Annotated in this window: 16 protein-coding genes; 9 read left to right on the top strand and 7 right to left on the bottom strand. The window is 73.3% G+C overall.

The features are described 5' to 3' along the window. The first annotated feature begins 48 nt into the window (after positions 1–48). The 5 genes from ABEB09_RS04375 (at position 49) to ABEB09_RS04355 (ending at position 4,487) form a co-directional block, all read left to right on the top strand. Entirely contained in the window at positions 49–882 is an 834-nt protein-coding gene (locus ABEB09_RS04375; RefSeq protein ID WP_345687270.1) for a MerR family transcriptional regulator, read from the top strand. A 251-nt stretch (positions 883–1,133) separates the two neighbouring features. After that, a complete protein-coding gene (locus ABEB09_RS04370; RefSeq protein WP_345687268.1) occupies positions 1,134–1,760 on the top strand; it encodes a DUF6230 family protein in 627 nt (208 codons plus the stop codon). A gap of 1 nt (position 1,761) precedes the next feature. After that, on the top strand, positions 1,762–2,208 hold the full coding sequence (locus tag ABEB09_RS04365) for a DUF6114 domain-containing protein (protein WP_345687266.1): 447 nt from the start codon (positions 1,762–1,764) through the stop codon (positions 2,206–2,208). A gap of 147 nt (positions 2,209–2,355) precedes the next feature. After that, positions 2,356–3,030 carry a hypothetical protein gene (locus tag ABEB09_RS04360; RefSeq protein WP_345687264.1) on the top strand — a complete coding sequence of 225 codons (675 nt, stop codon included), beginning with the start codon at positions 2,356–2,358 and terminating at the stop codon, positions 3,028–3,030. A 140-nt stretch (positions 3,031–3,170) separates the two neighbouring features. After that, on the top strand, positions 3,171–4,487 hold the full coding sequence (locus ABEB09_RS04355; RefSeq protein WP_345687262.1) for an SGNH/GDSL hydrolase family protein: 1,317 nt from the start codon (positions 3,171–3,173) through the stop codon (positions 4,485–4,487). A 53-nt stretch (positions 4,488–4,540) separates the two neighbouring features. On the opposite strand, the gene ABEB09_RS04350 is transcribed toward ABEB09_RS04355, so the two are convergent. Further along, positions 4,541–5,662: an amidohydrolase family protein gene (locus tag ABEB09_RS04350; protein WP_345687261.1), complete on the bottom strand. Its 1,122-nt coding sequence runs from the start codon at positions 5,660–5,662 to the stop codon at positions 4,541–4,543. Between the two features lie 229 nt (positions 5,663–5,891). Here ABEB09_RS04350 and ABEB09_RS04345 point away from each other — a divergent pair, with 229 nt between their 5' ends. Then, complete coding sequence (locus ABEB09_RS04345; RefSeq protein ID WP_345687260.1) at positions 5,892–6,905, top strand: DUF5954 family protein; 1,014 nt, start codon at positions 5,892–5,894, stop codon at positions 6,903–6,905. Between the two features lie 48 nt (positions 6,906–6,953). Here ABEB09_RS04345 and ABEB09_RS04340 read toward each other — a convergent pair whose 3' ends face one another. Continuing rightward, positions 6,954–7,580: a TetR/AcrR family transcriptional regulator C-terminal domain-containing protein gene (locus ABEB09_RS04340; RefSeq protein WP_345687259.1), complete on the bottom strand. Its 627-nt coding sequence runs from the start codon at positions 7,578–7,580 to the stop codon at positions 6,954–6,956. Between the two features lie 171 nt (positions 7,581–7,751). On the opposite strand from ABEB09_RS04340, the gene ABEB09_RS04335 reads away from it, so the two are divergent. Beyond that, a complete protein-coding gene (locus tag ABEB09_RS04335; protein ID WP_345687257.1) occupies positions 7,752–9,344 on the top strand; it encodes an APC family permease in 1,593 nt (530 codons plus the stop codon). Between the two features lie 108 nt (positions 9,345–9,452). Further along, the gene (locus tag ABEB09_RS04330) at positions 9,453–10,613 is read left to right on the top strand and encodes an agmatine deiminase family protein (protein ID WP_345687255.1); all 1,161 of its coding nucleotides are present in this window, start codon (positions 9,453–9,455) and stop codon (positions 10,611–10,613) included. Positions 10,614–10,668: 55 nt separating this feature from the next. On the opposite strand, the gene ABEB09_RS04325 is transcribed toward ABEB09_RS04330, so the two are convergent. From ABEB09_RS04325 to ABEB09_RS04315, 3 genes are all read right to left on the bottom strand, one after another. Beyond that, positions 10,669–10,872 (bottom strand): hypothetical protein, encoded by a 204-nt coding sequence (locus tag ABEB09_RS04325; RefSeq protein WP_345687254.1) that lies wholly within the window; start codon positions 10,870–10,872, stop codon positions 10,669–10,671. A gap of 132 nt (positions 10,873–11,004) precedes the next feature. Continuing rightward, positions 11,005–13,335 carry a tetratricopeptide repeat protein gene (locus ABEB09_RS04320; protein ID WP_345687252.1) on the bottom strand — a complete coding sequence of 777 codons (2,331 nt, stop codon included), beginning with the start codon at positions 13,333–13,335 and terminating at the stop codon, positions 11,005–11,007. 143 nt (positions 13,336–13,478) lie between these two features. Continuing rightward, entirely contained in the window at positions 13,479–14,243 is a 765-nt protein-coding gene (locus ABEB09_RS04315) for an AfsR/SARP family transcriptional regulator (RefSeq protein WP_345687250.1), read from the bottom strand. A gap of 273 nt (positions 14,244–14,516) precedes the next feature. On the opposite strand from ABEB09_RS04315, the gene ABEB09_RS04310 reads away from it, so the two are divergent. Further along, entirely contained in the window at positions 14,517–16,634 is a 2,118-nt protein-coding gene (locus ABEB09_RS04310) for an ATP-binding protein (RefSeq protein WP_345687248.1), read from the top strand. 185 nt (positions 16,635–16,819) lie between these two features. Here the strand turns inward: ABEB09_RS04310 and ABEB09_RS04305 are convergent, their stop codons facing one another. Together ABEB09_RS04305 and ABEB09_RS04300 are read right to left on the bottom strand one after the other, a co-directional pair. Further along, complete coding sequence (locus tag ABEB09_RS04305; RefSeq protein ID WP_345687246.1) at positions 16,820–18,088, bottom strand: hypothetical protein; 1,269 nt, start codon at positions 18,086–18,088, stop codon at positions 16,820–16,822. Positions 18,089–18,280: 192 nt separating this feature from the next. Next, positions 18,281–18,493 (bottom strand): hypothetical protein, encoded by a 213-nt coding sequence (locus ABEB09_RS04300; protein ID WP_345687244.1) that lies wholly within the window; start codon positions 18,491–18,493, stop codon positions 18,281–18,283. Between the last annotated feature and the right edge of the window lie 106 nt (positions 18,494–18,599).

Below are 18,599 nucleotides of genomic sequence, written 5' to 3'. Positions count from 1 at the left end.
GAGCCCGGGGGACGGGGCGGCCGCTCCCGGGCGCCTAGACTCGCCGGGATGAGCGGACGGGGCGTACAGCTGGATCGCGGGCACGTCGGACCGGGTGGGCACGGGGCCGACGGGCAGGTGCCGCCGGACCGGCACGCGCGGGGCAAGAGGTACCGGCGGGAGGAGCTGGCGGAGGCGGCCGGGGTGAAGGTGCGCAATCTCCGCTACTACCAGGAGCGCGGGCTCCTGCCGCCGCCCGAGCGGGAGGGCCGTATCGCCTGGTACTCCGAGGACCACCTGACGCGCCTCAGGCTCATCGACGACCTGCTCGGCCGGGGCTACTCGGTGAACGGCATCGGTGAGCTGCTCGAAGCGTGGGAGCAGGGGAGCGGCATCGCCGGACTGCTCGGCCTGGAGCGGGTGATGACGCGCGACTGGGTCCACGAGGAGCCGGTCCGGGTGCCGCTGGCCGAACTCTCCCGTCTCTTCGGGGGGTCGGCCACGGCCGAGGACACCCGGCGGGCCGTGGAACTCGGCTATCTGCGGATCGAGGGCGACACCGTCACGCACGTCGGCAGGCGGCTGCTCGACGCGACGTCGGCCCTGGTGGGGCAGGGGATCCCGATGGCGGAGATCCTGGACGCCGGGGCCTTCGTGCGCAGTCAGGCCGCCGCCGTGGCGGACCGCTTCGTCGACCTCTTCCGCCGGCACGTGATAGCGGGACGGGAGCTGGAGGAACTGTCGGCCGTGGAGGTGCAGCGGATCATCGACGCGGTGACGGCCCTGCGGCCGGTCGCCGGGGAGGTGGTCGCCGCCGAGTTCGCGCGGGCGATGGCCGGGCGCGTGGACGCCGAACTCGCCCTGTGGCTGCACCGGGCGGCGGCGGAGGAGCCGGCCGAGTAGGCCGAAAACCGCTGTCCGCCAACCTTGCCAATGGCGACTGGCACTCTTACATTCAACTCAACCCGTCGGTAACACCCGCGAGTACGGTCGGTGGTACGCCTCACCGGCCGGCGGTTCGCTCTCCGCTCACCTTCCCGCGCGCCCACCACCTCGTCTCCCGGTGGCCTTTCCCCGCGCGCGAGTATCCGTGGCCCGACCGCCACCCTGTGCGCCCCTGGACGGCGCGCCATGCCCACGAGAGGGGATATGTCATGAGAAAGAGGCACCCGACCGACGCCGACGACGTCGTCGGCCGCATCCAGTGGAAACGCTTCGCCCTCCTGTCCGTACCGGCCGTCGGCGTCACCGCCGCCCTGGGGGTCGCGCTGGCGAGCGGGGCCGTCGCGGCCTCCTTCGCCGTGTCCGGCCAGCAGTTCAAGGTGTCGGCGGACAGCCTGACCGGCGAGGGCTTCGCCCAGTACGGGAGCATCGACACCAACGCCCGCGAAGAGCTGCTGCCCGTGGCCGTCACCGCGATTCGGCGGGCCGAAATGAACAACCTGTGCCAGTCGGTGGTCACGTCGCTGCCGATCGTCGGTGACATCTCCCTCAACCTGACGGCAGGGAAGAAGTCCCCGGTCGTCGCCACGGGCCTGTTCGTGGACGCCACCCAGCTGTCGGGCGACGCGGACTTCGACAACATCGAGATCGGCCGTGACGCGTCCACCCTCGACAAGGGGCCGGACGGCGCGCAGGGCATGCAGGACCTGTTCGGCCAGCAGGCCGACACCGTACGCATCACCGACCTCAAGCAGGTCGCGTGGGCCACCAACGCCGGCACGTTCAAGCTGTCCGGCCTGAGCATGAAGCTCAGCAAGGGCAAGAAGGAATGCTTCTGACATGGTGTCACCGCGCTTCGCGTGGCGGCGCTGGCGCAGGAGCCGGCCCTTCTGGGGCGGTCTCGTCACCGTCCTCGCCGGGGCGGAGATCTGCGCCATCCCCCTCGCACCGTTGCAGGTGATGCTCCATCAGGGCATCGCGGGAGTCCCTTCCGTCCTGCTCGGGATTGTCATGTTCATGCTAGGCGTATCGGCGTGGGTCGCCCCTCAGTACCGCTCCATGGCCGGCCTCGTCACCACCCTGATCGCCGCCGCCGCGCTCGTCGTCTCCAACCTGGGCGGCTTCCTCATCGGCACCCTGCTCGGCATCGTGGGCGGCGCCATGATGTTCGCCTGGCAGCCGGTGCCGAAGGAGGCGGCCGCCGCCGCCGCGCAGAGCGCGACCGAGGACGGGACCAGGACGGAGGCAGCCCCGGGACACCCCGCGTCCACCGTCACCGACGCCTGACCGGGCCGCGCGCGGGCCACCCCACCTCGCGCGTGCCGTCCGCCAGGCGCACGCACCCCTGCTCCACCTCCGGCACTCCAGCACCGTTCGGGCCCCCCACACCCCACCGTGGCACGCGCCACACCATTCCCCGAAGGAGAACGCCCCATGGCAACCCGCCACTTACGCAGCCGCAGAGTCGTCGCCGTGGCGACGGGCCTCGCCGCCGCCGCCGCGCTCGGGTTCACCGGCGCCGCACCCGCCACCGCGCAGGCCGCCCCCGCGGCCGCCGGCTCCACGACCGTCCAGCCGGCAGGACACGGCTTCACCGCCACGCTGACCGGCAAGGCGACCCTCAAGTCCGGCTCCGTGACGGTCACCTGTTCCGTCTCCACCTCCAGCGGAACGGTCCCCGCGGCCCCCGCCAACCACAACGCCGACGGACCGGTGGTCAGCTCCCTCACGCCGCCGACCTTCACCTCCTGCACCACGAGCATGCCGGGCGTGAGCGCCACGGTCAGGACCAGCGGCTCGTGGACCGTCTCGATGCAGTACGGCGCACCCGTCGTCGCCTCCTTCACCGTCCCGACCGGCGGCCTCGTGGTCACCACCTCCGGCCTGGCCAGCTGCACCGTCACCGCGGCACCGACCGGGCCCGCCTCGACCAGCGGTACGTGGACCAACGGCGCGCCGTCGTCGCTGGCCTTCTCCGGCGCCGCGGTCCCGATCAAGGTCGTGGGCGGCTTCGGCTGCCCGACCAGCGCGACGACCTCGTCCTTCTCGGCCACGTACACCGTGACCGACACGACCGACCCCGCCCAGCAGATCACCGTCTCCGGCTGACCGCCGGACCCGCGTGACGGGCAGCCCGCGGGCCCGCCACACGGAGAAGGCGAGCGGTCTCGCGGGAATGTCCCACCCCTGTCGAGCAGTTGAGCAGTGATGTATGTGACGGCTGTGAGATGCGTATAGGGGTGGGACCTTTGAGGACAGGACACACGGGACGGCGCTCGGGCGTCGCGGTGCTGACGGCGGCCACCCTGGTGGTGCTCGCCGCGACCGGTGCGGCGGGCACCGCGACGGCCGCCGCGCCGGACGGGCGACCCGCCACCGCGGCGGCGACGGCGCACGGGAACGGCGGGGGGCAGTGGCGGGGCGCCTGGGCGGCGTCGCCGCACGGCGCCGGCGAGACGTTCGTCCCGAACTGGTCGCGTGAGGGCTTCGCGAACCACACGCTCCGGCAGGTCGTGCGGGTCACCACGGGCGGCACCCGGGCCCGCGTCGAACTGTCCAACCGGTACGGCACCACCCCGTTGAGGATCGCGGGCGCCACCGTCGCCCGGAGTGACCAGGGCGCGGCGGTACGGGCCGGCTCCGTGCGGCAGCTGTCCTTCGGGCACGGCCGGTCGGTGACGATCCCGGCGGGCGGCACGGTGCACAGCGACGCGCTGACCTTCAGGACGCGGCCGCTGGAGAAGCTGACGGTCACGCTGTACCTGGCGGAGCCGACCGGCCCGGCCACCTACCACTGGGACGCCGGGAGCACCTCGTACCGCGCGTCGGGCGACCACCGCTCCGACGCGGGCGGCGAGGCGTTCATCGAGCAGAGCGGCGCCTGGTACTTCCTGTCCGGCGTCGAGGTGTCCGGCGGGCCCGGTCCGCGCCGGAAGTCCGTGGTCGCCTTCGGCGACTCCATCACCGACGGCTTCGGCTCGACGCCCGGCGCCGACAACCGCTACCCCGACGAGCTGGCGGAGCGGCTCGTGGCCGCCGGCCGCACCCGCGGTGTCCTCAACCACGGCATCGGCGGCAACCAGCTGACCAACGACCTGTCGTTCGCCGGTGAGAAGGGCGTCAACCGCTTCAAGAAGGACGTGCTCACCGAGCCGGACGTGGGCACGGTCATCGTCCTGGAGGGCATCAACGACATCGGCATGAGCGAGTGGGCGGACCTGCCGGGCGGGCCGACGCCCGACGTTCCGGTCGAGCGTCTGATCGCCGGGCACCGCGAGCTGATCCGCCAGGCCCGCGCCCGTGGCATCAAGGTGATCGGCGCGACGCTGCCGCCGTACAAGGGCGCGATGTACTACACGGAACGCGGCGAGGCCAAGCGGGACGCCCTCAACAAGTGGATCCGCACCTCCGGCGAGTACGACGCGGTGGTCGATCTGGACCGGGCCCTGGCCGACCCGGCCGACCCCGACCGGCTCGCGCCCGCCTACGACGTCGGTGACCACCTGCACCCGAACGACGCCGGATACCGGGCCATGGCGGAGGCCGTCGACCTCGACGAACTCTGACCGGTACGTGGCGGCCCCGGCGCTCCCGTCGGGGAGGGCCGGGGCCGCCGCGGTCACTTCCTCGTGCAGATCTTCGGGGCCTCGGCCTTCAGGCCGAGGAGGCGGAAGTAGTTCTCGCCGAGGGCGATGCCGCGGAAGGCCTCGTCGCCGAGGGCCTTGTTGATCCGGCTCGTCACCTCCAGCTCCTCCTTGTAGACCGCGTAGTCCTTGTCGCGGGAGGCGACGAAGTCCGTGCCGGGGATGGCGCGCGTGGGATGGTCGTCCAGCAGGGCGGCGTACCGCTCGCGCACGCCGGGCCTGCTGAAGTACTGGTCCTCCAGGACGCGCCAGCTCAGGTCGAGCGTCAGGCGGGGATGGCGGCGGAGGAGGGAGCGGACGATGGCGATGTGCCGGGCGGGGTCCATGGCCGACAGCTCCTTGGACAGCCCCATGTGCGCCCAGACGATCTTGTTGCGGGGGTAGCGGGTCAGCACCTCCCGGAAGAGGTGCAGGTACTTGGTCGGCGCCGCGTCCGTGCCGAGGTCGGCGTGGACGGTCAGGGGGATGCCGCGCCGCTCCAGCTCCCGCATGAACGGCGCCCAGTTCGCGATGTCCCCGACGGTCGCGGGCTCGTGGTGGTTGGGGAGGAGGGCGCCCTTGATGAGGTTGACCTCGCCGGCCCAGCGGAACAGGCCGGGGAACTCCTTGTCGTACAGGGCGATCTGCTGGGGGACCGTCTCCGGGTTCGCCACGTCCAGGGACGTCATCGACAGGGTGAGGTGCGGGTCGGTCGGCCGCGACTCGACGTAGCTCTCGCCGTTGACGATGTCGTTCTTGACGCTCGGCAGGACCGGTGTCCCGGGGCAGTCCAGGTAGTAGGTGCAGTCCGAGTCGGCGGGCAGCTTCTGACCGATGCCGAACACATTGGCGTAGCGGACGCCGCTCTCGCGGAGATACGCGGTGACCTCGTCGAACGGGATGGCCCTGCCGCCGAACGGGCGGAAGTGGAGGTGGCCGTCCACGACGGAGGTGGAGGGGCGCGTGGCACGGTCGAAGCAGGCGCCGTCCGCGAGTGCCCTCCCGGCACCGGCGGGGGACGCGGTGACGGCCGCGGCGGCGAGGACGGCGCCCGAGGCGAGGACGCGTTTGCGCAGGACGCGCCGGCGGAGGACGCGTCGGTGGAGGAGGAAGGACACGCTGGGACTCCCACGTGGCTCGTCCGCGGGGACGGAACACTCCGCGGACATGCGAACACATCTCCGGGGAGTGTGCGCGGCCCGTTCCGCACCGACGGCGGGGACGCGCCGGGCCCGCCGCCCGATCACTCGATGGGCCCCGCGGGGCGACGGCGATCGGCTCCGTACATGCCCGGCCAATTCCCGGAACCCGGCCGGGTGGCGGGCGCCGAGGCACAACAATGTGTGCATGGATGACGACTGGAAGCGACACGTCGACCGGCTCCACCGGGACCTGGTGAACCGTGACGACCCGGCGGTCTGGGTGACCGAGGCCGACGCCGTGGACGCGTCCTACCGGTACCCGCACCTGGCGGTGCGCGGGCCCGTCTTCGGGATCGCCGCCCAGGACCCCCGCGTCGACGACCTCTGGCGCGTGGTCAAGCCCGTCGTCGACGGAACGCCCCAGGAGTCCCGGGACAGTCTGAACTCGCTGCTCTGGTTCCGGGCCAAGGACGAGACGGACGATCCGCGCGAGCGCCGCGAGCTGCTGGCCGCGGTCGCGGTCCTCGAACGCGAGCCGGTCGACGAGGTCGAAGTCCTCGGTGTGCGCTACCGGGTGGTGCGCGGCGACGAGTTCGCCCGCTGCGGCGACAAGGGTCTCGAGCCGCCGCGCCCCACGGACCCGGAGCCGCCCCGGCCCTCGTGGTCCGACCGGCGCGACACGCCGTCGCCGGACCCGGGGTTCGTCCTCGACCCCGCCCGCGAGGACGGCTTCATGGCCGGCGCGATGAAGCTCGCGCTGCGCGGATTCGTCTACACCGGCTCCCGGTTCCCCTCCGACGTGCTGCGGGACTCCGAGCGCGCGGCCGCCGACCACCCGGACGTCGTGCTCCTGCCCGTCGGGTTCTCCGTGGCGGAGCGGCGCGGCCGGGGATGGCGGCCGCAGGGGGCGCTGATGCCGACCCCGCACGACGCGCGCCGGATGCTCCACCACGCCATGACCGAGTTCTGGCCGCTGCTCCACGACTTCACCGAGCGCGAGCGCATCCGCTACCAGCAGGCGGCGGACTCCTTCAAGGCCGCGGGCCGCGCCAACGAAGTGCTCGTCGGCGACAAGCTGTTCCGGGTCTGCCGCGTCGAGCGGATGGTCCGCTGCGGACCCGACGGACCCGAACCGCCGCGCCCCTCCGACGTGGACGACCAGGAGCCCACGAAGATCCACCCCACGATGCTGGAGGACGGCACGGTCCTGCGCGACTGATGTGCCGTACGGGGAACGCGCCTGAGGTGAAGGGAGCCTGACGGAGCGTCAGGCGCGGGACGCCAGGCCGTCGAGGAGCAGACCCAGCCCCCGCTCGAAGCCCCGGTCGTCGAGCGACGCCAGGCCGCCCGGCCGCTCCGCCGCCCCCTGCAGCGAGCCGGCCAGCGCCGGGTACGCCGGCCGGTAGCCGTCCGGGGTGCGGGCGAAGCCCGCGGTGAACGTCTCCAGGGCCGAGCCGAGCACCAGATAGTCGATCGTGGCGGCCACCTCGGCCGCCTCGGCGGGGTCGCAGCCCGCGCGGCCCAGCGCCGCCAGCAGCGCGTCGTAGCCGCGCAGCGCCTTGTCCGCCTCGACCCGGCGCCGCGCGACCAGCGGGATCACGTTCCAGTGGCGCAAATACACCTGTCGGTAGCCGCGCGCGTAGGCCGCGATGCCCTCCCGCCACTCCGGATTCTCCAGCGGCGAGAGATCGATCTCCTCGTTGATCAGCTCCGAGGCCGCGTCCAGCACATCGTCCTTCGATGCGACGTGGTGGTAGAGCGACGCGCCGCGCACCCCCAGGCGGTCCGCCAGAGCGCGCATTTTGAGGGCCTGCGGGCCCTCCTCGTCCAGGAGCTCCAGTGCCGCCCGCGCGATGATCTCGCGGCTCAGCAGCGCCTGACTCGGTCGGCCCACGGTGACACCCTCCCTCTCGCCCCGGGTCAGGTTACCGGCCCGGAAGGGGTTCACATTCGGCCAGTCCCGGGCTAAGGTCCCGGCCATCGCAATACCTAACGACGTTAGATTTACGGTCCCGGAGCGGGCCCGGTCCCGTCGGCCGCCGTTCCATTCCCCCGAAGGGATCCCATGACTGCACCATCCCCCCACGACCGCGATGCCGCCCGGCTCAAGGACCTGGGCTACCAGCAGGAGCTGCGGCGCACCCTCGGTGTCCTCGGCAACATCTCCATGGGCTTCGCCGTGGTGTCCCCCGTCGTCGCGCTCTACGCGGTGGCCATGGTCGGCACGATCGTCGCGGGCCCCGCCTGGATCTGGGCGCTGCCCCTGGTGCTGATCGGCCAGTGCCTGGTGGTGAACGTCTACGCGGAGCTGGCCTCGCAGTGGCCGCTCGCGGGCGGCCCGTACCAGTGGGGGCGCCGGCTGCTCGGCCCGTCCTTCGGCTGGCTGGGCGGCTGGGTGTGGCAGTTCGCCGTGATGTTCGGCAACACCACCGTGGCGTACCTCGCGGCGCCCTGGGTGTTCGCCCTGATCGGCGTCACGCCCACGCCCGGGCAGCTGGTGGCGGTGTCCATCGCCGTCCTGCTCGGCTGCATGCTGATCAACGCGTACGGCATCAGGATCCTCAGCCTCGTCGTCTCGCTCGGCATCGCGGCCGAGGCCATCGCCTCGGTCCTCGTCGGCTTCGCGCTGCTGCTGTTCTTCCGCGAGCACGGCTTCGTGCTCTTCACCGGCACCATGGGGGCCGAGGCGCTGTCCGGCGGCTCCGTCACCCTGGCGTTCCTCGCCGCCGTCGCCGTGGCGGGCTGGGCCTTCATCGGCTTCGACGCCTGCGTCTCCGCCTCCGAGGAGACCAAGGACGCCGGGCGTCAGGTGCCGCGCGGCATGTGGTGGGCGCTCCTCAGCGTCGGCGCCGTCGTGATCCTCAACGCCATGGCCGTCGCCCTCTCGCACCCCGCCCCGGAGAAGGTCGTCCTCGGCGAGGACCTCGACCCGGTCACCACCGCGGTGGTCCACTCCTTCGGCTCGTGGTCCGACAAGCCGTTCGTGGTCGTCGTGCTGGTCGGCTTCCTCGCCTGCGCCATGGCCTCCCAGGGCGGTGCGGCCCGCGGCCTGTACTCGCTGGCCCGCGACGACGTCTTCCCGTTCTCGAAGCACGTCAGGAAGATCAACAAGCGCAAGGCCCCCATCGGCGGTCTCGTCGCCTCCACGCTGGTCAGCAGCTGCGGCCTGCTGCTCGGCCTGAACGCCACCGCCATCGGCAGCCTGATCGCCTTCGGCACGGCGGCCACCTTCCTGCCGTTCTTCCTGGTGTCGCTGGCCGCGCTGATCGCCCGGCTGCGGGGCACCTGGGTGCCGTCCGGCCACATCCGGCAGGGCCGCAAGGGCACGTTCCTGAACGTGCTGGCGGTGCTCTGGACCGCCTTCGAGGTCGTCAACGTGTGCTGGCCGAGGGAGATCCTCGCCGTGCCGGGCGCGCCCTGGTACCAGGTGTGGGCCGGTCTCCTCGGCACGGTGGCCATCCTGGCGGTCGGCCTGGGCTACCTGTTGATCCGGCGCCCGCACGACAAGCTGCGCGGCAGGGGGCCGGCGACCGCCCCCGCGACGGGCTCGTCGCCCGACGGCTCCGGGGCGGCGGCTTCGCCGGACGGCTCCGGCCCGGTGCCGGACGCCGAGGCGGGCGCGGGTCCGGGCCACCAGCTCGCCGCCGAATCGTCCTGACCCCTCCTCCCCACCCCTGATTCCCCGACGACCGCCCTGCCGGGTTCCCCTGACCGGCCCGGCCGGGGCGGTCGCCGGGTCCCACTCGCACCCTCACCAGGAGATGTCATGATCGTGACAGGATCGGGTTCGCGTCCGCGGCTGTCCCGCCGCGCCTTCGGCGCCGCCGCCGTGTCGGCCGCGGCGGCCGCCCTCCTCGGCGGCCGGGCCGCCCACGCCGCCGCACCGGGCGGCGCGCGCCGCACCCTCGCCGGCGCCGAGGACGTGTTCCGGGCGCCGGCGGAGTGGGAACCGCACGCCGCGTGCGTCATGGCCTGGCCCTGGGACCGTACGGTCGGCTGGGGCGGCCTGCTGGCGGACGTACAGGCGGAGATCGCCGCGGCGGCCCGTACGATCGCCCGCCACGAGCCGGTCGTGATGGTCGCCGAGCCCGGCCACGCGGCCGCCGCCGCCCAGCAGTGCGGCAGCGCGGTGACCGTCATCGAGTATCCGATCAACGACTGCTGGACCCGGGACACCGGTCCCGTCTTCACCGTCGACGGCACCGGCACGCGGCGCACCGGCCTCGACTTCTCCTTCAACGGCTGGGGCGAGAAGTACCCGTACGACAAGGACGACCTGCTGCCCGTCGGGGTCTGCCAGCACTTCGGCGCGGCGCGCAAGCCCGTCGGCATGGTCCTCGAAGGGGGCGCCGTCATCACGGACGGCGAAGGCACCCTCATCACCACCGAGGAGTGCCTGCTCCACCCCAACCGCAACCCCGGCATGACCAAGGCGCAGATCGAGACCACGCTCAAGGAGTCCTACGGCGCGACCAAGGTCATCTGGCTGCCCCACGGCCTCGCGTACGACGACATCACCAACGGCCACGTCGACCTGTGCGCCGCGTATCTCGGACCCGCCAGGCTCCTCGTCCACACCCAGCCCGACCCCGCCAACCCCAACCACGCCCGCATGGCCGCCAACAAGGCGGTCCTCGAGGCCGCCACCGACGCCCGGGGCCGGCGCCTCACGCTCGTCGAGATCCACCAGCAGCCGCACTTCACGCTCCAGGGCCTGAACGTACGGACCTTCAGCTACACGAACTACTACGAGACGGCCGGCAGCGTCGTGGTCCCCCTGGCCGGCCACCCCGACGACACGGTGGCCCTCGCCCTCCTGCGCACCCAGTTCCCCGGCCGCGAGGTCGTCGGCACCCCGGCGCGCACCCTGGCCTGGGGAGGCGGCGGCATCCACTGCGTCACCCAGCACGTTCCGGCGACGCGCTAGCCCGAAGCGGCGGTGGGGCGGCCGGCCTCGGGCGGCCGCCCCACCGCACGTCCGCCTACACGGCGTAGGTCGGCAGGCAGACTCCCTCAGTCGTGTGCACGGTGGATCGCAGGTCCGCCGGTGCGGTGGTGCCGAAGGAGTCCGCGGCGCTGCGGACCTCGGCGTGCGCGGCCGGTGCCGGACCGCCGAGCAGTGCGGCGAGCGCCACGACTCCGACGAGCCGGGGCCGGTGGAGCGCCGCGAAGCGTGTGCGTGTCAACTCTCATCCTTCGAGATCAACGATCAATGGCCGGAAGAGAGTTATCACACGCGTTCGCTCGTTCACCAATCCTGAGGATCATGAAAAATGATGCGGTCGAATTGCTGCGAACAAGAAGAATCTTCGGTCGAATTACTGCGGCAAGTGGTCGACTTCGATCAAGCGGTTCTGGATGCGCTCCGCCGCTCCCGCGTCGAGCGGCTGCAACAAGCCATGCGCGTGCCGCCACAGCGCCCGCGCCCCCGCGACGTCCCCCGCGCTCATCCGTACCTCCGCCAAGGACTCCTCCGCCTTGGCCTCCTCGTCCGGGGCCTCGATGTGCCGGGCCGACGCGATGGCGGCCGTGATGTGCTCCACGGCGGCCACGACATTGCCCCGGGCGAACTCGGCGGCGCCCAGCAGCCGCCGCGCCCGGGTCTCCTCCAGGACCGCCCCGATGCTGCTCGACAGGGCCAGCGCCTGCTGGAAGTGCGTGGCGGCCTGGTCGGTCCTGCCCATGGCCCGATGGGCCGTACCGATGCCGGTGAGGGCGATGGCCTCGGTCTTCCGGTCGCCCAGCTCCTGGAGCACCGGCAGGGCTCTTCGGTACACGTCGATGGCCTTGCGGGGATTCCCCGACGTGGCGAGCGTCTCGGCGAGGTTGATCTGGAGGGCCACCAGGTCCAGCCGGCTGCCCGCCAGCTCCGCGATCCGCAGGCCGCTCTCCAGCGTGCGCCGGGCCTGGGCCGGCCGGCCCATGTGCATATAGAGGTTGCCCAGGTTGTTCAGCGTCTTGCCCAGCATCCGCTGGTCGCCCGCCGTGCGGAAGCCGTTGATCGCGGAGCGGAACGCGCGCAGGGCCTCGTCGTGCCGGCCCAGGTAGAGCAGCGAGATCGCGATGTTGTTCTCGCAGCGCGCCCGGCGCCAGGGGTCCTCCGTACGCGCGCACAGCGCCAGGGAGCGCTCGTGGAAGACGAGCGCCTGCTGGTTGCGGCCCATGTGCCAGTGCAGGACGCCCAGTTCGCGCAGGGCCTCCGCCTCGACGTCCGCGCAGCCGGTCCGTTCCGCCAGTCGCAGGGAGCGCCGGGCGGAGTCCTCGGCCCGCGCGTAGTTGCCCGTCGCGGCGCAGGCCCGGCTCAGGTCGAGCAGCGCCCGGCACAGCGCGTCCGTGTCCCCCGCTCCCGTCCAGTGGTCGACGGCCGCGTCGTGCAGCCGTAGCGCGTCCACCCAGTGGCACTCGCTGTTCAGGAACTCCGCCAGCACATGGCTCAGCCGCGCGGCACCCTCGTGCCGGCCCCGGAGGCGTTCGTGGCGCGCCGCGTCGACCAGGTTGGAGCGCTCGGTACGGAACCAGGCCAGCGCCTCCTCGTCCCTGAGAACCGGTAGGTCCGGCCGATCCGGCCGATCCGGCAGGTCCCGCACCGGCGCGGTACCGGTCCCCGCCGGGACGGCGAGGCGGAGACGCCGGGGATACAGCGTCCGGTCGCAGCGGTCCGCCTCGTGGAGGTAGTGGTCGATGAGCCGGTCCAGCGCCGCGTCGCGCTGCTCCGGCGTCTCCGTGGCCGCGCACAGCAGGCGCGCGTACTCGCCCAGCAGGTCGTGGAAGCGGAACCGGTTGGGCGACGGCTCCTGGAGCAGGTGGCAGTGGAACAGCGACTCCAGGGCCCGTTCCGTCTCCGCGACGGGCCGGCCTCGCAGCGCCGCGGCGGCCCGCGGGCCGAACTCCGGCCCCACGTGCAGGCTCAGCAGGCGGAACGTCGTCCGCTCGTCCGGGGAGAGCGTCTGGTACGACATCTCGAAGGCGCGGGCGACCTCCGAGTAGCCGTCACGGATCTCGCCGAGGCGCCCGGTGGTGCGAGTGAGGCGCTCCCGCAGCACCGCGGGCGTCCACGACGGGTGGGCGCTCAGCCGGTTGGCGGCGATCTCGATCGCCAGCGGCAGGTGCCCGCAGAGCCGTACGATCCGCTCGATCTCCGCGCGCTCCTCCCCGTCGCCCCGCGGGCCGAGACCCGCGACCTCCCGGAACAGGCGGACGGCGTCCTCGGCCGGCAGCACGTCCAGGGCCAGCGACCGGCTCTGCGGCAGCCCCACCAGCCGGCGCCGGCTGGTGACGATGGCGAAGCTCTCCGTCCCGCCCGGCAGCAGCGGCCGCACCTGGGCGGGCTCGGCCGCGTCGTCCAGGACGACCAGGACCCGACGCCGTGCCAGCGCCCTGCGCCACAGGGCGGCCCGCTCCTCCACGTCCGTCGGGATGGACTGCGGCGGTACGTCGAGCAGCCGCAGCAGCGTCGCGAGCGCGGCGCCCGCGGTCAGCGGCTCCTGCCCCTGGGCGTGCGCCCGGAGGTCGAGGTAGAGCTGCCCGTCGGGGAAGCGGTCCGCGCACTCGTGCGCCGCCCGTACGGCCAGCGCCGTCTTGCCCACACCGGCCATGCCCGAGATGGACTCCAGCATGATGGCCGAGCCGTGTTCCGCCGCCGTGTCCACGGCCTCCCGGATGCGCCGCAGCTCCTCGTGCCGCCCGATCAGCGGCGCCCGGCCAGGGAGATGGCCCCGCAGCGGGCGCGGGCCCGCCGGGGACGGGCCGGCCGGCGGCGCGCCGCCCGGAGCCTGCGCCCGTACTCCGCCCGTCAGCTCCTCGACGGGGCCCGGCGCAGGATGTGCGCGTGGATCCGGCTCAGCTCATCGCCCGGATCCGTGCCGAACCCGGCCCGCAGCGCCCTGCGCAGGGCCTGGTGGACGAGCAGGGCGTCGGCGTGCCGGCCACTGCCGTAGTGCGCCACCATCAGCTGACCCACCAGCGTCTCGTCCCTCGGGTACTGGTCGACCAGCGGCGCCAGCTCCGCCGCCGCCTCCGCGAACCGCCCGAGGCGCAGTTCGATGGCGATCCGGGCCGCGGCGACGCCCCTTCGGCGCTCGGCGAGGCTCATCCGGACGCGCTCCGGCCACACGCCCGGCAGCCCGGCCAGCGCCTCGCCCTCCCAGAGCCGTTCCGCCTGCCGCATCAGCGCGGCCGCCCGCACGTCGTCGCCCTCGGCGGACACCGCGCGGGCGTGGTCGGCCAGCCGCAGGTAGCGGTGCCAGTCCACCGCCTCGGGCTCGGCCCGCAGCGTGTAGGTGTGCGCCCGGTGCGTCACGGCCGGGCCGTCCGCCCCCGGCGCGGCCAGGGAGCGCAGCGCCCGCCGGATCCGCGAGACATAGGTGTGCACGCTCTCGCGTGCCTTCGCCGGCGGCGGGCCGGAATCCCACAGCCGGTCGACGAGTGTGTCCAGCGCGACGGGCCGGCCGACGTCGAGTGCCAGCGCCGCGAGAAGCAGCCGTTCCTTGTCCGAACCGAGACCGAGCCGGCCCTCGCGGGAACCGAGGCCGACGGGGCCGAGGATATGGATCTCCACCAGCGTGTTCCTCTCGCCGGCACCCGTTCTGGACTGCACAGGATGACAGGTCGTCGCAGCTCGGGCCAGAGCATCTCGACGCGCTGAGCGGCTGAATCCTTTCTTTTGTGCAAGGAAGTCGTCGGGTAGGGATTGAGGAATGATTTTCTCGCGCCGGGAATTGATCGGGTTCGGCGGGGGCGTCGCGCGGGGAAATCCGTGGGGAATCGGAGGGGAATAGGTCAGCGGCATAATCACCACGACATCCCGGAACGGACCGACAGGGGGCGCAGGGTGACGGGGCATCCCGGACGGGTCCACAACAACGCCATCAGCGGGCACGCCGTGTTCCACGGCGTCACGGTCCAGGCAGGCGAGGTGCACGGCGGCATCCACACGCACGTGGAGCCGCCCCCGGTGCCCGTGCCACGGCAACTGCTCCCCGTACCGCGCCACTTCACCGACCGCGAGGACGACCTGCGGACCCTCGACGGACTCGCCCGAGGGGCGGCGGGGCAGGGTTCGCCCCGGATCGTCGTCGTCACCGGGCCCGCCGGGGTCGGCAAGACCGCGCTGGTCACCCGGTGGCTCAGCACGAGCGGCGGCGACTTCCCGGACGGCCAGCTCTACGCCGACCTGCGCGGGCACACCGTGGCGGACGCGGCGCGGCCCGGCGACGTGCTGGGCGGGTTCCTGCGCGCCCTCTATCCCGGGCCCGTACCGGCCGACACCGCCGAGAAGACGGCCCTGTGGCGCTCGCTCACCGCCGGCCTGCGGCTCGCCGTCATGCTCGACAACGTGTACACCGCCGCCCAGGCCCGCCCCCTGCTGCCCGGCTCCGGCCACAGCCTCGTCGCGGTCACCAGCCGCCGCCGGCTCACCGGACTGCACATCGACGGCGCGCTGTTCCACCCGCTCGACGTCATGCCGGACGAGGCCGCGGAGCGGTTACTGGTCCGGGGGATCGGCCGGGAACTGACGGCGTGCGACCTCACCGCCGCACGCCGGGTGGTGTCCCTGTGCGCCGGTCTTCCCCTCGCGGTGTGCGTCGCCTCCGCGCGGCTCGCCGCACGCCCCCGGCAGCCGCTCAGCGAACTGGCCGACGCCCTCGCCCGGGACCGGGACCGGCTCACCGTCCTGGCCGTGGAAGGAGAACCCGCTGTGCGCAGCGCACTGGACGCCTCGTACGAAGGGCTGCCGGACGCGGCGGCCGCGCTCTACCGCAGGCTCGGGCAGCTGCCGTTGCCGTCCTTCGGCACCAGGGTCGCCGCCGCGGCCGCCGGCATCCCGCCCGGTGAGGGCGCCGCGCTGCTCGACGTGCTCGTCGAGGCGAACCTGGTCGAGGACACCGGCCCCGACCGCTACCGCTTCCACGACCTGATCCGGCTCCATGCCCACGGGCGCGGCCTGGCGGAGGAGACGGACGAGGCGCGTGTCGCGGCCCTCCGACGGGTCCGCGACTGGTACCTCGCGACGGCCACCGAGGCCCAGCGGCTCATCACGCCCGCCCAGTCCACGATGGACCGCACGTACGACGAAGTCCCGGAGCCGGACCCGCCGTTCACGGACGCGGCGCACGCCCTGGAATGGCTCGACGGCGAGCGCGACAACCTCATGGCGATGGTGCGCTCGGCCGTCGACCTCGGCTGGGACACCCAGGCCTGGCAGCTCGTCGACGCCATGTGGCCGCTGTTCCTCCGCAAACGCCGGTACGACCTGTGGATCGAGGCCCATCGCGTCGGGCTGGCCGCCGCCCGGCGCGCCGGACACGCCGGAGCCGAGCGGCAGATGCTCAACTCCGGCGCGATCGGCTTCAGCGCGGCCCGCCGCCTCGACGAGGCGATCGACTGGTACGGCCGGTCACGGCAGGCGGCCCGCCGCGCCGGCGACCGCCGGGACGAGGGGCAGGCCCTCCTCGGCCTCGGCGCCGCGCACTTCGAGGCCGGCCGGCTCCAGGAGGCCCGGCCCCACCTGGACGAGGCCATCGCCCTGTGGGAGGAGACCGGGTACGCGCGCGGTGTGGGCCTGGTCCGCATCCTGCTCGGGGAGATCGCGCTCGCCGAGGAGCGGTTGGGCCACGCGGTGGCCGAGTTCGAGGCAGCCCACGAGGTGCTGGTCGCCGTGGACGACCCCCACGACGCGGCACGCGCCCTCGCCTTCCTGGGACGCGCGCGGGCCCGCGCGGGCGACCACGGGACGGGCGTGGACCACCTGGCCGCCGCCCTGCGGACGTTCGAGGCGTCAGGGGCCGTCCACTGGCAGGCCCGCACCCTCGAAATGCTGGGGCAGACCGCGCAGGAAGGCGACCACCCGGACGTCGCGCGCGACGCCTATGAACGCGCCCGCGCACTCTTCGCGCCCCTCAGCCCCGCCGACGCCCGCCGGCTCACCGACCGCCTCGCCGCGCTCTGACGCCCCGGGCAGGAGGAGCACGAGCACACACCCCGGATGCCGCCGCAGCAGCGCCACGCCCACCGCCACGGCGTCCGCCCGGTCACCCGCGGCCCGGCGCGTGTGCAGCACATCCGCGAGGTCCCGCAGCCGGGCCTGCGCCGGATCATCGGCATCGACCACGAGCCAGTCCTCCGCGCCCCCGTTCACGCGGCCGCCCCCGCGCCCGGCCCCGGCACGACGACCGCCCCCGCATCCCGCCCCTGGCCCGGCCAGACACGCCGGCGTTCCGGGGGCGGGAGCGGGCGGGTCACCGGCTCGTGGGCCGGTTGCCCCAGGCCCAGGAGGGTGTACAGCAACGCGCGCATGTTCCGGTCGAACCGGTTCGGTTCGGAGGTGATGCGGGCCGACACCGCCTCGTACGCGGAGGGGCGGTACTCCGCGGCGGCATAGGCGAGTTGCTCCTCCAGCGGGTGCACCGGCGACAGCGCCGGGGCCAGTACCGCCAGGTCGGCGGCCGGCGAGTCCGGGTTGATCTCCTGTTCCGGCGCCGCCGCCAGCAGGATCGGCGCCCCCGTCAGCGTCCCGTACAGCGTGACCGACCCGTGGTCGCCGATGATCAGGTCCGCGGCGCACAGCACGGGCCGCCAGTCCATGTCGGGCGGCACGATCCCCAGCCCCTGCTCCGCCCAGCAGGACAGCCACGCACGGACCTGGCGTGAGCCGTGCCCCGACCACACGTTGGGGTGGATGAGCACGGCCAGCCGGTGGCCGGTGCCCCGCACCTGGTCCATCAGCCGCGGCAGCAGCAGGTCGAAGCGGGCGAACGCCGACCGCGGCCCCCACGTGGAGGTCAGCGTGATCAGCTTCTCGCCCTCGGCGAGACCGAGCGCCGCACGGTAGGCGTCCCGGTGCGGCAGGCTCGCGACGATCCGGTCCCGCGCGGGGTCACCCACGACGGAGGCGACCGGCAGGGCCTCCGGGCAGCTGCGGGCGAGCGCGTCGAGGTCGTCCCGGTGCGCGAGCACCACGGCCGCCGGTGATCGCCCGCCCGGCAGGACGTCCCGCCGGCGCAACCCCATCACCTGCGAAGTCCTGGCACCCGCGAGCCGCTTGAGGAAGTTCGCCCCGTGCGGCAGCAGCACCACCCGCGAGCGGAGCCGCTCCATGGCGCGCGGCCCGGCGGCGAGCGCCAGGTCGAACTCGGTCCGTACGGCCTCCTCCCACGGCACCACCGCGCTGCCCGTCCCGGCGAGGAACCCCGCGGTCCCGTCGCCGAGTTCGTGCGGCGGCGTCGTGAACACCACCTGGATCCGGAAGTCCGACTCCAGGAGCGACACCACGTCGAGCAACCTCTTCCCGTACGTGACGGTGTGCGCCACCACCAGAACGGTCTTGCGGCCCGTCAGGGTGAGCCACTGACGGGCCGAGGCCCTCACCGGTCCGGTGAACCTGCTGATCGCCTCCACTGACATCCCCCCGATGTCGCTGCTCGGCTGACGCGGGAGGGGATGCCCGGGCCGCTGGACGGCGTCCTTGCCGGGTCCTTGCAGAAACCTTGCGAGCCTCACGGAGGTGCTTCGCCACCGCGCCGGAGGTTTCCCGTACGCACGCGAACGCCGGGGGCACCGTGCTCGTGCCCCCGGCGGTCCGGTGCTGCGCGGGTGTCAGCAGGTGGCACCGATCTTGGAGCCTTCCAGGGTGCCGGTGCTGAGGATCTCGGCGCCGCCGGCCGACTGCAGGTAGTGCAGCTCCGCGCCACTGTATTCGCCCGCGAAGAACTTGCAGGGCTTGGTCTCGTCGTCACCGGCGGCGGCCGGGGCGGTACCGACGGCCATGGCGACCACGACGAGAGCCGCGCAGGCAAGGGCCTTCTTCATCATCTTTTCCTCCGAAGTCGCGTCACGACGCGCCGCCCGGGCGTTCCGGACGGTTCAGGAGTCAGGGGTTCCCGTCCGTCACGCCGACACTCTCGACAACGGGCAA

This window comes from Streptomyces coeruleoprunus, from assembly GCF_039542925.1.
Classification (GTDB): domain Bacteria; phylum Actinomycetota; class Actinomycetes; order Streptomycetales; family Streptomycetaceae; genus Streptomyces; species Streptomyces coeruleoprunus.
The sequence above is the reverse complement of the archived record's forward strand: the minus strand, read 5'-3'. Positions and strand labels throughout refer to the sequence as shown.

Bases quoted from the DNA above. Each gene is read 5' to 3' on its own strand.
- ABEB09_RS04375 (WP_345687270.1), top strand. From the start codon at position 49: ATGAGCGGACGGGGCGTACAGCTGGATCGCGGGCACGTCGGACCGGGT.
- ABEB09_RS04370 (WP_345687268.1), top strand. From the start codon at position 1,134: ATGAGAAAGAGGCACCCGACCGACGCCGACGACGTCGTCGGCCGCATC.
- ABEB09_RS04365 (WP_345687266.1), top strand. From the start codon at position 1,762: ATGGTGTCACCGCGCTTCGCGTGGCGGCGCTGGCGCAGGAGCCGGCCC.
- ABEB09_RS04360 (WP_345687264.1), top strand. From the start codon at position 2,356: ATGGCAACCCGCCACTTACGCAGCCGCAGAGTCGTCGCCGTGGCGACG.
- ABEB09_RS04345 (WP_345687260.1), top strand. From the start codon at position 5,892: ATGGATGACGACTGGAAGCGACACGTCGACCGGCTCCACCGGGACCTG.
- ABEB09_RS04335 (WP_345687257.1), top strand. From the start codon at position 7,752: ATGACTGCACCATCCCCCCACGACCGCGATGCCGCCCGGCTCAAGGAC.
- ABEB09_RS04330 (WP_345687255.1), top strand. From the start codon at position 9,453: ATGATCGTGACAGGATCGGGTTCGCGTCCGCGGCTGTCCCGCCGCGCC.
- ABEB09_RS04305 (WP_345687246.1), bottom strand. From the start codon at position 18,088: ATGTCAGTGGAGGCGATCAGCAGGTTCACCGGACCGGTGAGGGCCTCG.
- ABEB09_RS04300 (WP_345687244.1), bottom strand. From the start codon at position 18,493: ATGAAGAAGGCCCTTGCCTGCGCGGCTCTCGTCGTGGTCGCCATGGCC.